This is a genomic window from Thermodesulfobacterium sp., assembly GCF_030445475.1.
Classification (GTDB): Bacteria; Desulfobacterota; Thermodesulfobacteria; order Thermodesulfobacteriales; family Thermodesulfobacteriaceae; genus Thermodesulfobacterium; species Thermodesulfobacterium commune.
The window spans coordinates 1-14440 of the sequence record NZ_JASUTP010000018.1; the positions used below are offsets into that span (position 1 = coordinate 1).

The 14440-nt window shown below is 38.4% G+C and carries 14 protein-coding genes; 6 read left to right on the plus strand and 8 right to left on the minus strand.

From position 1 onward, the window contains the following. Window positions 1–108: 108 nt before the first annotated feature. On the plus strand, window positions 109–927 hold the full coding sequence (locus tag PWP26_RS05965) for a prephenate dehydrogenase/arogenate dehydrogenase family protein (RefSeq protein WP_301399241.1): 819 nt from the start codon (window positions 109–111) through the stop codon (window positions 925–927). Here the strand turns inward: PWP26_RS05965 and lgt are convergent. From lgt to alaS, 4 genes are read right to left on the minus strand one after another with little or no spacing between them, the layout of a single operon-like run. After that, the gene (gene lgt / locus PWP26_RS05970) at window positions 892–1683 is read right to left on the minus strand and encodes a prolipoprotein diacylglyceryl transferase (protein ID WP_038062897.1); all 792 of its coding nucleotides are present in this window, start codon (window positions 1681–1683) and stop codon (window positions 892–894) included. The two genes, PWP26_RS05965 and lgt, sit on opposite strands and share 36 nt — an antisense overlap. After that, window positions 1661–2299 carry an endonuclease III gene (gene nth / locus PWP26_RS05975; RefSeq protein ID WP_038062895.1) on the minus strand — a complete coding sequence of 213 codons (639 nt, stop codon included), beginning with the start codon at window positions 2297–2299 and terminating at the stop codon, window positions 1661–1663. The genes lgt and nth overlap by 23 nt, the downstream gene beginning before the upstream one ends. Beyond that, window positions 2289–2966, minus strand: coding sequence for a hypothetical protein (locus PWP26_RS05980; RefSeq protein ID WP_038062893.1), 678 nt, complete (start codon window positions 2964–2966; stop codon window positions 2289–2291). The genes nth and PWP26_RS05980 overlap by 11 nt, the downstream gene beginning before the upstream one ends. After that, window positions 2963–5563 carry an alanine--tRNA ligase gene (alaS, locus tag PWP26_RS05985; RefSeq protein WP_038062890.1) on the minus strand — a complete coding sequence of 867 codons (2601 nt, stop codon included), beginning with the start codon at window positions 5561–5563 and terminating at the stop codon, window positions 2963–2965. Before alaS ends, PWP26_RS05980 begins: the two co-directional genes overlap by 4 nt. Window positions 5564–5732: 169 nt before the next feature. Here alaS and metK point away from each other — a divergent pair, with 169 nt between their 5' ends. The 5 genes from metK to PWP26_RS06010 are packed head-to-tail and all read left to right on the plus strand — an operon-like array spanning window position 5733 to window position 10044. Then, window positions 5733–6896, plus strand: a complete 1164-nt coding sequence (metK, locus tag PWP26_RS05990) for a methionine adenosyltransferase (protein WP_038060605.1) — start codon at window positions 5733–5735, stop codon at window positions 6894–6896. A gap of 26 nt (window positions 6897–6922) precedes the next feature. Then, window positions 6923–8179 carry an adenosylhomocysteinase gene (ahcY, locus tag PWP26_RS05995; protein ID WP_038060607.1) on the plus strand — a complete coding sequence of 419 codons (1257 nt, stop codon included), beginning with the start codon at window positions 6923–6925 and terminating at the stop codon, window positions 8177–8179. A 3-nt stretch (window positions 8180–8182) separates the two neighbouring features. Next, window positions 8183–8836 (plus strand): riboflavin synthase, encoded by a 654-nt coding sequence (locus PWP26_RS06000; protein WP_038060609.1) that lies wholly within the window; start codon window positions 8183–8185, stop codon window positions 8834–8836. 25 nt (window positions 8837–8861) lie between these two features. Continuing rightward, window positions 8862–9416 carry a ferredoxin domain-containing protein gene (locus PWP26_RS06005; RefSeq protein WP_038060776.1) on the plus strand — a complete coding sequence of 185 codons (555 nt, stop codon included), beginning with the start codon at window positions 8862–8864 and terminating at the stop codon, window positions 9414–9416. A 7-nt stretch (window positions 9417–9423) separates the two neighbouring features. Continuing rightward, window positions 9424–10044, plus strand: coding sequence for a phosphoribosylanthranilate isomerase (locus PWP26_RS06010; RefSeq protein WP_038060611.1), 621 nt, complete (start codon window positions 9424–9426; stop codon window positions 10042–10044). Between the two features lie 7 nt (window positions 10045–10051). Here PWP26_RS06010 and amrB read toward each other — a convergent pair whose 3' ends face one another. Genes amrB through ftsA form a run of 4 tightly spaced genes read right to left on the minus strand, consistent with a single transcriptional unit; the run spans window position 10052 to window position 14439 of the window. Further along, window positions 10052–11254 carry an AmmeMemoRadiSam system protein B gene (amrB, locus tag PWP26_RS06015; protein WP_273010567.1) on the minus strand — a complete coding sequence of 401 codons (1203 nt, stop codon included), beginning with the start codon at window positions 11252–11254 and terminating at the stop codon, window positions 10052–10054. Continuing rightward, window positions 11254–12036, minus strand: a complete 783-nt coding sequence (locus PWP26_RS06020) for a ParB N-terminal domain-containing protein (protein WP_038060613.1) — start codon at window positions 12034–12036, stop codon at window positions 11254–11256. The genes amrB and PWP26_RS06020 overlap by 1 nt, the downstream gene beginning before the upstream one ends. A 27-nt stretch (window positions 12037–12063) precedes the next feature. Further along, window positions 12064–13191, minus strand: a complete 1128-nt coding sequence (ftsZ, locus tag PWP26_RS06025) for a cell division protein FtsZ (protein ID WP_287568668.1) — start codon at window positions 13189–13191, stop codon at window positions 12064–12066. A 3-nt stretch (window positions 13192–13194) separates the two neighbouring features. Then, complete coding sequence (gene ftsA / locus PWP26_RS06030) at window positions 13195–14439, minus strand: cell division protein FtsA (protein WP_287568669.1); 1245 nt, start codon at window positions 14437–14439, stop codon at window positions 13195–13197. Window position 14440 lies beyond the last annotated feature (1 nt).

Here is a 14440-nt window from a genome sequence, read left to right on the forward strand (position 1 = left end):
GTTATGGAGTCCTTGTCCCTCTTTATTTTGTTGTTGTCCATATTATTACTATACAACGCAACATATATTAAGCAAAAACTAACATAAAAATTGCAGGAGGAGATTAATATGGAAGATAACTTTAAGATAGGTATCATCGGTGGAAAAGGGAAGATGGGAGAATTTTTTGCAAGGTTCTTTCAAAAAAAGGGGTATTATGTGCTTGTATCAGATAAAGATACTCAACTTAATAATCAAAGTCTTTTGCAAGAAGCTAAAGTTATCCTTATCTCTGTCCCTATGTCTGTGTTTCCGAAAGTGGTAGAAGAAATTGCAGAGTTTACTACTCCAGAACACTGGATATTAGATGTGTGTTCTCTTAAATTAGGGCCTTATAAAATAATGAAAAGTTTGCTTAAAAAACCTGAGGTGTTGGCTACCCATCCCCTTTTTGGTCCTTATGAGACCTCGCTAAAGGGAAAAACCATAGCCTATTTTCCGATACGAGGTAAAAATCTTTTAAACTGGTTCATCAAGGTTATGTCTGAAGATGGGTTAAGTTTAATAAAAATCTCTCCCAAAAAACACGACCAGATTATGGGATTAGTTCAGGTATTAAACCACTTTTGGTTGGTATTGTTAGGAAACATCATAAACCATTCAGGTTTTCGCCTTGAAGAAATAGTCTCTTTAGCCACCCCAAGTTTTCTAAAGCAACTTGAAATATTGCAGAGATTAGCCTATCAAGACGAAAAACTATATACCAAAATACAGGTTGATAACCCTTATGGAAAACGGTTTAGAACTCTTTTTTACAGAGAGTGTAAAAAATTAATCAAGGCTTTAAACTCTTCTGAGGCTCAAGTTTTCTTTGAGACTAATTTTAAAGAAGTAAAAACCTTAGCTAAAACCTTAGAAAATCTTTTGAAAAGTTCTCATCCTCACTAAATAAAGAAGTAAAAACCCAAAGGCTATCATTCCTAAGCAAAGAACCTGTCCCATCGTCATCCAACCAAAAATAAGGTCAAAACTCTGGGCAGGTTCTCTTAAAAACTCAAACAAGAAACGTAAGACTCCATAGCTTATTAAAAAAATAGCAAACTTTGTCCCTGGAGCCCATTCTTTTTTTCTTAAACTCCAGAGAAAAAGAAACAACAAAAGCCCGGTCACTAACCCCTCATAAAGCTGCACAGGATGGCGAGGTAAAGACCCTCCTTCAGGAAAAACCATACCCCAAGGTAAGGACGTAGGTTTTCCATAAATTTCTCCGTTGATAAAATTACCGATCCTCCCCCAAAAAAGCCCTATAGGAGCACACACCGCTATCAAATCAGCCCACCATAAAAAGGACTGCCCTTTACTCTTTACATAACCATACCCTACTACCAACGCACCTATCAATCCTCCGTGAAAGGACATCCCTCCTTTCCAAATAGCTATTATCTCCCATGGATGGGTTAGAAAATAATCAGGATAGTAAAAAAAACAAAAACCTAAACGGGCACCGAGGATTAATCCTAAAAAACTGTAAAAAAGAAGGTTTTCTAAAAAGGGATAAAGATGAGTAAGGTTTCTTTCTTTTAATTGATACCTTGTGAGAAAAAGCACACAGAAAAAACTTATAACATACATCAACCCATACCAACGGGCTTCAAAAGGGCCTATTTTAAAGATTACTGGGTCAATTTTTGGATGTATAAGCATCGCAAAGATCCTTTATCACACATTCTTCACATTTAGGTTTTCTGGCTAAACATACCTTTCTTCCATGAGCTTGCAAAAGATAAGGGAAAATAAACCACTCTTCCTTAGGGACTATTTCCATCAGCTCTTTTTCTATTTTTTCTGGCTGATTAGCTTTCACCAAACCAATCCTCTGAGAAAGTCTTCTAACGTGAGTATCAACAGGAATGCCCTCTACTATTCCGTAAGCGTTAGCCAACACGATGTTGGCTGTTTTCCTTGCAACCCCAGGTAGTTCTAAAAGGGCTTCCATCGTCTTAGGGACTTCTCCATTATACTTTTCTACAAGGATTTGGCAAGCCTCTTTTATGTATTTTGCCTTTTGCTGATAAAAACCTGTACTTTTGATATCTTCTGCAAGTTCCTCTAACGAAGCTTTAGCAAAATCCTCTGCTGTCCGGTATTTTTGAAAAAGTTTTGCCGTTACCTCGTTTACCCTCTCGTCAGTACACTGTGCAGAAAGTATGGTAGAGATTAAAAGTTGTAAGGGATTTTCAAATTTAAGGGCTATCTTGGCGTCTGGATATAAATTTTTAAGTCTTTCTATCACCAGTTTTACCTTTTGTTTAACGTCCATCCAAAGAACCTCCTATTTGTTTAAGCCCTTGCATAAGGTTTTGATAAAATACCTTTTTTTCTTCCTCTGAAAGAGGTGATATGTCACTTTTAAAGCCAAGGTTTAACTTATTTTCTACCTCTTTAGCCCTTTCAACAAGCCTTGCACTTAAAGAACTTTCTAAGGTTTCTACAGCGTTAAAAAATCTTAACAATCTCAAAAACTGTCTTTCATTAAAAGTAGTTTCTGAGGAGGACCCTTTTTCTATAATCTCTTCTGCATCAAGGATAAGCTTTTTCAAACGGTCAAGAAGGGGTATCTGGATTTGTTTTCTAAGTTGCTCTTCAAGCATCAAAAACTCCCAAGCTATTCTTAAAAGGTCTGGTGATTGAAAATCTTTATGCAGTAAGATGTCTCGGAACCAAAAGGAAAACTCTTTACGTAATAGGTCTACTAGGAACATAAAATCAAATTCTTGCCGATTAAAAAGAGTTTCTAACTCTTCTAAATCAACCTTTAAGGCTTTAAATATTTCTGGTAAACTCTGTTTTTTATAAATATGAAGTAACGCCCAAAAAAAGAATCTTGGCTCAAAGCCTACACCTTTTTCTTCGATAAAAAAACTATTTTCACTTTTTACAAACTCTTTAAACAGCTCTTTTATCCATTCTAAGGTATAAAACTTCATCTGTTAGCCAAGACTTTTTTAATCTCTTCTTTAATTTTACTAACCTCTGGTGTTTCAGAAAAACTTCCTTGGGCTAAAAGTTCTTTTCCTCCTCCTTTAAGCCCCAGAGGTTGCAAGGCTCTAAAAAACTTAGATGCAGGATGTTTATTACCCAGGTCTTTGGTAACCATACACAAGGCTAAACTACCCTTTTCCTTTTCTCCTATCAGGAAAATCACACAAGAACCTAACTTATTCTTAAACCAATCCCCTATTTCCCTTAAGTCTTCCATTTTTTCGGTTTTAAAAGAGGAAACCAATACTTTTATACCTCCTACCTCTTCTACCTCGGAAAGTTTTTGTTCTAAATCTTGTTTCAAGTCAAAACTCTTTAGACGTTTAAGCTCCTTTTCTTTTTCTTCTAAAAGTGTAAGTAAGGCTTCTACTTTTTTCTCTAATTCCTTAGGAGAAGTCTTAAGAAGCTGAGCAAGGTTCATCAGACGTCTTTCCTGATTTTTTACCCATTGATAGGCCTTCATACCAGCTACAGCTTCTATTCTTCTTATACCTGAAGCCACACTACTTTCTGAAACAATTTTTACTAAACCTATCTCACCTGTGTTCTTAACATGAGTCCCACCACAAAGTTCGATAGAAACATCACCGATTTTAACCACCCTAACCACATCTTGGTATTTTTCCTCAAAAAGAGCGATTGCTCCTATAGCTTCTGCTTCTTCTTTATTCATCCACATAAATTCTACAGGATAGTTCTCTAACACCCAACGGTTGACAAGCTCCTCTACCTGGTCTATTTCCTCTTGGGTCAAACCAAAAAAATGGGTAAAGTCAAAACGCAAGCGTTCTTCTTCTACCAACGAACCAGCTTGCCTTACATGGGGGCCTAAAACCTTTCTTAACGCTGCATGTAAAAGATGAGTAGCGGTATGATGCTTAGCGATATGGGCTCTTCTTTCTGTGTCTACCTTTAACTGAACTTCTTCGTTTGGTTTAAGTATCCCTTCGATTAGTTTTACTTTATGATAGATCAGGTCTCCTACTTTATACACTTCTAAGACTTGAGCTTTACCTTCTTTACCAAACACCCATCCTTGGTCATAAACTTGACCACCGCCTTCTGGATAAAAAGGAGTAACGTTGGTAATCAAATAGTAAATCCCGTTTTCTTTTTCTAAACCTAATATCTTAGCTGAAGCTTCTAACGTATCATAACCTACAAAAAAGGTTTGTACTCCTTCTTTAGCCTTTTCTTTAATAAATTCAGGCAATTTTTCTAAAGCACCTTTCCAGCTTTTTCTGCTTTCTTCTCTTGCCTTTTCTCTTAATTTTTCAAAGCCCTCAGTATCTAAGGTAAAACCCATCCCGATGGCATAGTCTCTCACCAAGTCATAGGGAAAACCATAGGTATCATACAACTTAAAAATTAAATCGCCTGGTATGAGATTGACACCTTTTTCTTTAAGTTGAGCGACTTCCTTTTCAAGGATGTTAAGCCCTGTCTCAAGGGTTTCTAAAAATTTTTCTTCTTCAACCCTGATTACCTTTTCTGCAAATTCCTGACCTTGTAAAACTTCAGGATACACCTCTTTATATTCTGCCACCACAGAGGGGACAATCTGGTATAGGAAAGGGTCTTTTAAACCTAAAAGGCGTCCAAACCTTTCTGCCCTACGAATGATCCTTCTCAACACATATCCTCTTCCCTCGTTAGAAGGAACTATCCCTTCAGCCAAAAGAAAGGTAGCAGCCCGAATGTGGTCTGCTATGACCTTAAAGGCCACTTCAGTTTCTTTATTCTCTTTAAAGGCTTTGCCTGTGATCTCTGAGATCTTATCAATAATTCCTTTAAAGAGGTCGGTATCATAGTTAGAAGGAACCCCTTGAAGAACGGCGGTTATTCTTTCAAGTCCCATACCTGTATCAATACAGCCTTTAGGAAGAGGTTTTAACTCTCCCTTTTCATTTCTTTCGTATTGCATAAAAACCAGGTTCCAAATTTCGAGAAATCGATCGCAATCACAACCAGGGCCACACTGAGGAGACTGACAACCAAAACCTTCTCCTTGGTCAAAAATGATTTCTGAACAGGGACCACAAGGCCCTGTATCTCCCATCATCCAGAAGTTATCTTTTTCTCCAAGTCTTACGATTCTTTCTTCAGAAAGCCCTGCTATCTTTTTCCATAACTGGGCGGCTTCATCATCCTCTTTGTATACAGTTACATAGATTCTTTCTTTAGGCAGTCCTAAAACCTGAGTAATAAATTCCCAGGCATAAGAAATGGCTTCTTCTTTAAAATAATCTCCAAAGGAAAAGTTACCGAGCATTTCAAAAAAAGTATGATGCCTTGCGGTATATCCTACGTTTTCAAGGTCGTTATGCTTACCACCTGCCCTCATACATTTTTGACAAGAAGTAGCCCTTTTATAAGGCCTGGTTTCTTCTCCTAAAAAGACCTTTTTAAACTGAACCATCCCTGCGTTAGTAAAAAGAAGAGTTGGGTCGTCTACTGGGATCAAAGGAGAGCTAGGAACAACCTCATGACCTCTTTCTTTAAAAAACTGCAAAAACCTTTGTCTAACCTCAAAACCTTTCATCTTATCACCTCGTCTGAACTTTTAAACCCTTTCCATCTTTAAAGGTTCTATTTTAGAAGTTTTTTAGCAATTTTCAATAAAAATCAAAAAAATTTTCCTTGTTCTTGCTTTATTTTAAAGTTATAGTAAATTTTTGTGAAAAGTTAACAATCTATGAGGAGGTCTTACTATGCTTGTACAAAATTTTTTATTTACCTCAGAATCAGTTACAGAGGGACATCCGGACAAGGTAGCAGATCAGATTTCTGATGCCATCTTAGATGCCATCTTAGAAAAAGACCCTTATGCCAGGGTAGCTTGTGAAACCTTGGTTAATACAGGAATGATCCTTATAGCTGGTGAGATTACTACAGAGGCCCGCATAGACTATCCTACCATCGCCCGTGGAGTAGTAAAGGAAATCGGTTATAACCATTCTGATCTAGGATTTGACTATCAGACCTGTGCGGTTCTTATCAGTATAGATAGACAAAGTCCAGATATAGCTATGGGGATTGATCGGGACGGAGAGATAGGAGCTGGAGACCAAGGTCTTATGTTTGGGTATGCTTGCGATGAAACTCCTGATTTTATGCCTATGCCTATCTGGTATGCCCATAAATTAGCCATGAGACTTGCTGAGGTTAGAAAAAAAGGCATCCTTCCTTTCTTAAGACCAGATGGTAAAACCCAAGTAACTATACGTTATGAGATGAGAAAACCAGTGGACGTTCATACTATAGTAATAGCAGCCCAACACGACCCAACAGTTACTCTTAAAGAATTAAGAGAAGCCATCATGGAAGAAGTAATCAAAAAAGTCATCGCCCCTGAACATTTAAAACCAGACACAAAGATTATCATCAACGGGACAGGTAGGTTTGTAATAGGAGGTCCTTTGGCTGATTGTGGAATGACTGGAAGAAAAATTATTGTGGATACCTACGGAGGAAGGGGACATCACGGAGGTGGTGCCTTTTCTGGGAAAGACCCCACAAAGGTAGATAGAACCCCTTCTTATTATGCAAGATATGTGGCTAAAAACCTGGTTGCTGCTGGAGTGGCTAAAGAGCTTGAAGTACAAGTAGCTTATGCTATAGGAGTACCAGAACCTTTAGCCATCAATGTTAATACCTATGGCACCGAAACTATTCCTGTAGAAAAAATATTAGATATTATCAACAAACTGTTTAACTTTAGACCTAAGCACATGATAGAGTATCTCAACTTAAGAAGACCTATTTTCAGAAAAACTGCCTGTTATGGACATTTTGGCAGAAATGAACCAGAGTTTACCTGGGAAAAATTGGACATGGTAGAAAAGATTAAAGAACTTGCTGGTTTTGATAAATAGAACGTTGTAAGGAGGGTTTCAAATCGATGGAATATCATGTTAAAGATCTAAGTTTAGCTGATGAAGGTTTAAAGTTGATAGAATGGGCTGAAATGGATATGCCTGTTTTAAGACAAATAAGGGAACATTTTGCTAAAGAAAAACCTTTAGCTGGGATAAAAATAGGTGCTTGTTTACATGTGACCACTGAAACAGCCAACCTTGTAAGGACTCTAAAAGAAGGAGGAGCTGAGGTATTTTTATGTGCCTCTAATCCTCTTTCTACTAAAGATGAAGTAGCTGCAGCCTTGGTAAAATATTTTGACATCCCTGTTTTTGCTATTAGAGGAGAAGACAGAGACACTTATTATTCTCATATAAACGCTGTGCTTGACCAAAAACCACAAATCACCATAGATGACGGAGCAGACTTAGTAAGTACCCTTCACAAAGAAAGACCAGAGCAGGCTGAAAAAGTTTGGGGAGGAACAGAAGAAACTACAACTGGAGTTATCAGGCTTAAAGCAATGGCTAAGGAAGGACTTCTTAAATATCCTATCATCGCGGTAAACGATGCCTTAACCAAACATCTTTTTGACAACCGTTATGGCACAGGGCAGTCAACCCTTGACGGCATCTTGAGGGCTACTAATCGGTTACTTGCCGGTTCGGTGTTTGTGGTTTGTGGTTTCGGTTGGTGCGGGAAAGGTCTTGCGATGAGAGCTAGAGGAATGGGGGCAAGGGTGGTGGTTACAGAAGTAGACCCTCTAAAAGCCTTAGAAGCGGTGATGGAGGGTTATCTGGTAATGCCCTTAGATGAAGCCGCTGAAATAGGAGACTTTTTCTGCACAGTCACCGGTAACAAATCAGTCATCAGAAAAGAGCACTTTTTAAAGATGAAGGATGGTGCTATCGTCTGTAACTCCGGACATTTTGATGTAGAAATAGACCTTAAGTCCCTAAGAGAAATTTCTACCCAGGTAAGAACCATCAGAAAAGAGGTAGAGGAATATACTTTAAAGAACGGCAAAAAAATCTACGTGCTGTCTCAGGGAAGACTGGTCAATTTAGCCGCTGCAGAGGGGCATCCTTCTGGGGTTATGGATATGAGTTTTGCAAACCAGGCTTTATGTGTGGAATATATAGTAAAGAATCATAAAACGCTACAAAAGACTGTTTATTCCGTCCCAGAAGAAATAGACAAAAAGGTGGCTAAGTTAAAGCTTGCAGCCATGGGAATTAAAATAGACACCCTTACTCCGGAACAACAAAAATATCTTACCTCTTGGGAGGAAGGGACCTAAGTCTTGTTTACAGGACTGATAGAAGGAGAAGGTAGGATTATCTCCCTTCTCCCGGAGAAGGGGGGGTTAATTATAGAAGTGCAAACTTCTTTTATGTTGGAAGACACTAAAATCGGTGATAGTATTGCAGTAAACGGCGTTTGTTTAACGGCTATAGAGGTAAAACCCAAAACCTTTAAAGCCCATATTTCTCCAGAAACTCTAAACAGGACCACCTTTAAATACAAAAAACAGGGTGATTGGGTCAACCTTGAGAGAGCCTTAAAAGTAGGCGACAGGTTAGGAGGACACCTTGTTTCTGGGCACATAGACGGAATAGGGAAGGTATTAAACATCAATCCTTTAGGTGATTTTTATCAAATTTTAATCGAAATACCTGAGGCTTTAGCAGTTTATTTAGTTGAAAAAGGATCTATTGCCGTAGACGGAATAAGTCTTACCATAAACAAGGTAAAAGAAAACTCCTTTGAACTTATGATCATCCCTCATACCTACCAGGTAACCACCTTGAAATACCTGAAGCCTGGAGATTTAGTCAACATAGAAATAGACATGATAGCCAAGATGGTACATAAATGGCTTTCTCCTTACCTAAACCAGCAAGAAAAAAAATCGCAGCTTTCGTTAGAATTTCTAAAACAACATGGGTTTTTATAACCATCATCCTATAAGGGGGGTAGCTATGAAGGTCAATCCAGAATTGGAAATTGTAGAGGAGTTAGCTAAACAAATATTAGTTGCAGCAAGGACTGCTCCTAAAGCCAAAGGGGTAGATGATTTGGTTTTTGGTTTGATTACTGATCCTGAGGAAAGAGAAAAACTTGCTCAAGAGATGGAAAAAATCGCTGAAGAAAAGGGCGCAGCTTTTAAATTTTTTAAAAGAGATGCAGATAACGTCAGAAATTCTGATGCAGTTATCCTTATCTCCCTTAATTTTAACAAACCCTTAGGGTTAGATTGTGGTATATGTGGTTTTAGGTGTGAAGAGCTGGTAAAACAGGAAAAAAGCTCGCTTGATTTTGACGGACCTGTATGTGGAATAAAGCTTTTAGACATGGGCATTGCCTTAGGGTCTGCTGTAGCCAAGGCTAAAGACCTTTGTGTGGACAACAGGATCATGTATACGGTAGGAGTTGCAGCCAAACGGTTAAACTTGATAAAAGGCACCGTAATCATGGGAATACCCTTAAGTGTAAAGGGGAAAAACATCTATTTTGATAGGCCCCCTGTAAAATAAACCTCTAATGGCCTTAAAAACCAAGATAAAAATCTGTGGGTTAACCCGCAGAGAAGATATACTGTTTTTAAACCGATTTCCTGTAGATTATGTAGGTTTTGTGTTATACCCTCGATCTCCAAGGTATGTGGGAGAAAACCTGAAACACCTCTTAGGTTATGTAAGAGAAGATATCCAAAAGGTTGCAGTATTGGTTAATCCAACCTATGAAGAAGCAAAGGCAGTTTTAGACACAGGTATTGATTTAATTCAACTTCACGGGGAAGAAACCGTTGAGTTTGCTAAAAAAATTGGTCTTTCCCGTGTTATCAAGGCTTTTAGAATAAAAGATAAGGTAGAGTTAGACCTTATTGCCCCCTGGGAAAAGGCTTATGCGATCCTTACGGATACGTTTGTAAAGGGTGTACCAGGGGGCACAGGAAAAACCTTTAACTGGAGTTTAGCCAAGGTGTTGGTAGACCATGGCTATAAAGTCTTTTTAGCAGGAGGAATAACCCCAGAAAATGTAAAACAAGCTATTTTAACCGTAAGTCCCTATGCTATCGACCTCTCATCTGGAGTAGAAATTTCCCCTGGAATCAAGGATTACGCAAAAATAAACAATCTTTTTAGACAGTTAGAAAATTAATTATTTTTTAAACTACATAATAACCTGCAGAAGCTACCGATACCGCTGAGCCTTGTCCAAAGGGAACAAACTCTTGATGATATAACTTTAACTCACCTTTGGCCCTTAACTTGTCCATAATCAGTTTAGTAAGATACAGAGTAGAAAGACCGCATACCTTTAAAGGTAGAGACTGTTTGGCTTTTTCTAAGAACTCGTCTTTGGTCCCATTGAAAACAAGGTTTAAAAGGGTTTCATCGTTTTTTAAAGCTTGCTTAGCATGTTCTTCAGAGACTTCAAAGGGGTCTCCATATCTTAAACCAAGATGACAAAAATCTATCCCTAAGACTAAGTAGGTCTTCCCATCCTCCATAAGCTGAGCTAATCCTTCAGCAAACTTTTCTGTTAACTCTGGATTTTCAAAAAGAGTAGGCATAGGACCTACCAACACAGGTAAAACCATAAACTGGTCTTTTAGGAGATAATGTAAAAATAGAGCTTGAAACTCTATAGAGTGTTCTAAACGGTGAGCTATATGGTCTGGAAATACCTCTAATTTTTTAGAAGTTCTTAAGAAAAACAACCCTCCTCTATCGTTTTTGATCAGACCAAAAGGGGTGGCCACGTCTTTAGTAAGCACGGAAAAAGGAAGGTCTAAGTGATGTCCCACCCCTAAAATAATTACCCTCGAGCCAGGTGGTATTTTAAACCTGCTATAACTTTCTGCATAAGACTTAGGAGCTGCTTTTATATCAATATGAGGAGCTATCAAAACCTTAGGTGGTTTACCATCCTCAGAAGACCCAAGTTTTAAAATGTCTTCTATAAAAAACTTAGCCTCTGCCGCAGACAAAGGATAGGCAGAATTAGCATGTGCCATAGCCCTAAAAGGATAAGAAAACCATCTGGAATAGGCCTTTTCTTTGATTTCTTCAAAAGTTTTAGACCACAAAAGCCCTTTTTCATCCAAAAACTTAACTATTTTAACTATTTCTTCCAAAGGGATTATTTGACCAAACTGTTTAGTAGCCTCAGACTGAAGGTCTCTTAAGTCGTTTTGTCCGTTCATCAAAGCAAGTAAAAAAGCAAGATACTGAGGCACTACCACCAGTTCATCTATAAACCCTAAAGGGTCTCTTAGTAGAAAAACAGGTTGGCCTTCTTGCTCAGCAGGTATTACATCTACATACCTTAAAATAGGTTTAAAATCTACAGGATATTCTAATTCCATTACTCTACCTCTCCGAAATCTTGTAAGGTAAGGCTTTCACAGGCCTGTTTAACCCTATCTATGGCAGCATAAAATTCTTCTTCTATGGTTCTCACTCTTACACCAAAAGCCTTTTGTACCGCTTTACGGACAATCTCTCCTTTAAGAAGGGCATTATCCCACCCAAATTCAGCATATTTTTGGTTAACCACCTGATTTAAATCTATCAAAGCTTGAGCTCTTCTTCTTCTCTCTTCTACCGCCTCTTTTAGAGGTTTTCTTAAAAACTCGTCTATTTTAGATACAAAACTTTCATAAAAACTTGCAGGAAACTTAGGGTCAAACTCTTCTATCGCAAAACCAAAGGTAATATACATAGGGTCTTTAAAATAGGTAAACAACTCTTCTTCTATCAGATTCTCATCTTCTTTTAAAAGTTCCTGGTACAGTCTATATGCTTGCTTAGACTTTTCTTTAACGTTTGGTGGTTTCTCGGTGTTAAACTCTAAGATATGATGATACAAACTTTCATCTACAATTATCCCCACTATTTCTCTTGCCCCTATATCCCGCATAGCCTCCAAACGATGTTGACCATCTACTACATAATATTTTCCATCTTTATGCACCACCACGATGGGAGTTAAAAAACCCAATTTTTCTATAGCTAGCTCTAAATGTTTCTTTAAGCTTTCTGAAAGGTCGCGTTGAAAAGGTGGTCTATGAACTTCTTCTATTCCAAAGACAGCCAAGGTAAGGGGTTGTTTTTTTACAGGATCTTCAAAGGTAGCTATCTCTCTCATACCCTCACCTCTTAGAAACTTCTCTTTTTAGTCTGCGTTTCTTCTAAGAAATGTCGGGATATCAAGCACATCAGTATCTTCTAAAGAATCTTCTTCTAATTTGGCAACTTTTTCTCTCTCTTCTCTTCTTTTTACCCCTTCTTCTATGTTAACAACCTTCCCGTTTTTCTCTTCCTTTTTAGTAGATTCAAGCCCTGTAGCAATCACCGTAACCCTTAAAACCTCTCCTAAAGATTCATCAAAGACTACACCTAAATATACCTTAGCATCTGGATGGATCTCCTTTGAAATCATACTGGTTATTATTTGAGTTTCATGGATGGTAAAATTTTCAGGGTTAACGCTTATGTTAAGTAACACCCCTTTAGCCCTTGAAATAGAAACGTCTTCTAAAAGAGGGCTGTAGACTGCCATCTGGGTAGCTATTTCTGCCCTACCCTCTCCTGCGGCTTCACCCATACCCATCAAAGCCATACCTCCGCTATCACTCATCACCGCCTTAACGTCTGCAAAATCAAGGTTTATATAACCTGGAGAAAGAATAAGGTCAGAAATACCTCTTACTGCATAATATAATACATCATCGGCTTTTTTAAACATCTCTGCCAATCTTTCATGGGGAGAACCAAGGGTAAGCAACCGATCGTTTGGAATGGTAATTAAAGTATCTACAAACTGAGAAAGTTCTGCCAACCCCTCCTCAGCTATTTTAATCCTATGCCTTCCTTCAAAAGAAAAGGGTTTGGTTACTACTGCTACAGTAAGAATTCCAAGCTCTTTACATATATTAGCTATCACCGGAGCTGCACCAGTTCCCGTACCTCCTCCCATACCTGCTGCAATAAACACCATATCTGCATCTTTCAAAACATCTCGGATCTCTTTTTCGCTTTCTTCTGCGGCCCTTTTACCTATTTCTGGTTTTCCACCTGCGCCCATTCCATTGGTAAGTTTTTTCCCCAACTGAATCTTTATAGGAGCTGGATTCAGCTCAAGCACCTTGTAATCTGTATTAGCTACTACAAACTCTACCCCTGAAAGTTTATTTCTAATCATATTAGCAACTGCGTTTCCTCCAGCACCTCCTACGCCTATTACCTTGATGTTAGGTTGTAACTTAATTTCTTCTTCTATCAACTCAAAAGGGATGCTCATATCTTAGCCTCCTTTTAAAAATTTTTTTATACCTTGTTTTATCTTTTGTAAAATACCTTCTCTTTCCTCTTTACCCTCGGACCTTTCTCCATACTTGTATGCATAAAGCAACATACCTACCGCGGTAGAAAACTGAGGATGATAGACCTCTTCAGTGAGACCATAAAGTCTTACAGGATAACCTACACGAGCAGGCAAATCAAACATCTGGTCTGCTAAATAGACCAAACCAGGTATAAGGGAAGAACCTCCAGTAATTACCATTCCACTTCCTATCTTAGACTTAAAATCAAAACCTTTAAACTGACTTAAAACCTCTTTTCGAAGCTCATTTTCTATCAACTCAAAAAGCTCTTTAACCCTAGGTTCTAAAATCTCTGCCAAAAACTTTTTACTTACTTTTCTTGGGGGGCGATTACCGATACCTGTTACCTCTAAGATCTCCTCTTCCTCCACAAGTTCTCTTAAACAAACCCCTTTTTCTATCTTAAGCCTTTCTGCTTCTTTTCTCGAAGTTCTCAGCCCAACCGCTAAGTCGTTGGTTAAGTGTTCCCCCCCTACTTGAATAGAAAACACCCCTCTTAAAACGTTATCCCAGTAAATCACTACATCTGTAGTTCCACCGCCAAAGTCTAAAAGCACTACCCCCAATTCCTTTTCTTCAGGAGTCAAAACTGCTTCAGCTGAAGCAAGTCCCTGGAAAATAACGCCATCTACATCTAAATTGAGATTTTCAAAACATCTAAGTAGGTTCTGCAAAGCAGAACGATTACAAACTATAAGTTTTACATGAGCCTCTAACCTTACCCCTGTCATCCCAACAGGCTGTAAAATCCCTCCTTGCTGGTCTAAAATATACTCCTGAGGGATAACATGCAAAATCTCTGTTTCAGGGGGGAGATTTAAATTCTGAGCTGACCTAAGGACCTCCTCTACATCCTCTTCTGTAACACACTTTTGTCTTAAAGCTACCACACCCATCCCAGAAATAGTTCTGATATGAGGCCCAGCTATACTCACATAAATACTTCCTATGCCTATTTTGGCCTGAGATAAAGCCTTTTCGATAGCATTTTTGATACTCTGTGTTGCTTCATCGATGTTTAAAACCATGCCTTTTTTTAATCCTTGAGAAGGGGCTACGCCGATTCCGGTAACCCAAAGTTCTCCTTCTCTCTCTTCTCCTATTAAAGCACATACTTTGGTAGTCCCTACATCTACCACCAAAATTCCTTTTTCTTTACCCATC

Bases quoted from the DNA above. Each gene is read 5' to 3' on its own strand.
- ftsA (WP_287568669.1), bottom strand. From the start codon at position 14,439: ATGGGTAAAGAAAAAGGAATTTTGGTGGTAGATGTAGGGACTACCAAA.
- amrB (WP_273010567.1), bottom strand. From the start codon at position 11,254: ATGGAATTAGAATATCCTGTAGATTTTAAACCTATTTTAAGGTATGTA.
- lgt (WP_038062897.1), bottom strand. From the start codon at position 1,683: ATGCTTATACATCCAAAAATTGACCCAGTAATCTTTAAAATAGGCCCT.
- nth (WP_038062895.1), bottom strand. From the start codon at position 2,299: ATGGACGTTAAACAAAAGGTAAAACTGGTGATAGAAAGACTTAAAAAT.
- alaS (WP_038062890.1), bottom strand. From the start codon at position 5,563: ATGAAAGGTTTTGAGGTTAGACAAAGGTTTTTGCAGTTTTTTAAAGAA.
- PWP26_RS06005 (WP_038060776.1), top strand. From the start codon at position 8,862: ATGAAGGTCAATCCAGAATTGGAAATTGTAGAGGAGTTAGCTAAACAA.
- ftsZ (WP_287568668.1), bottom strand. From the start codon at position 13,191: ATGAGCATCCCTTTTGAGTTGATAGAAGAAGAAATTAAGTTACAACCT.
- PWP26_RS06010 (WP_038060611.1), top strand. From the start codon at position 9,424: ATGGCCTTAAAAACCAAGATAAAAATCTGTGGGTTAACCCGCAGAGAA.
- metK (WP_038060605.1), top strand. From the start codon at position 5,733: ATGCTTGTACAAAATTTTTTATTTACCTCAGAATCAGTTACAGAGGGA.
- PWP26_RS05965 (WP_301399241.1), top strand. From the start codon at position 109: ATGGAAGATAACTTTAAGATAGGTATCATCGGTGGAAAAGGGAAGATG.
- PWP26_RS05980 (WP_038062893.1), bottom strand. From the start codon at position 2,966: ATGAAGTTTTATACCTTAGAATGGATAAAAGAGCTGTTTAAAGAGTTT.
- ahcY (WP_038060607.1), top strand. From the start codon at position 6,923: ATGGAATATCATGTTAAAGATCTAAGTTTAGCTGATGAAGGTTTAAAG.
- PWP26_RS06020 (WP_038060613.1), bottom strand. From the start codon at position 12,036: ATGAGAGAGATAGCTACCTTTGAAGATCCTGTAAAAAAACAACCCCTT.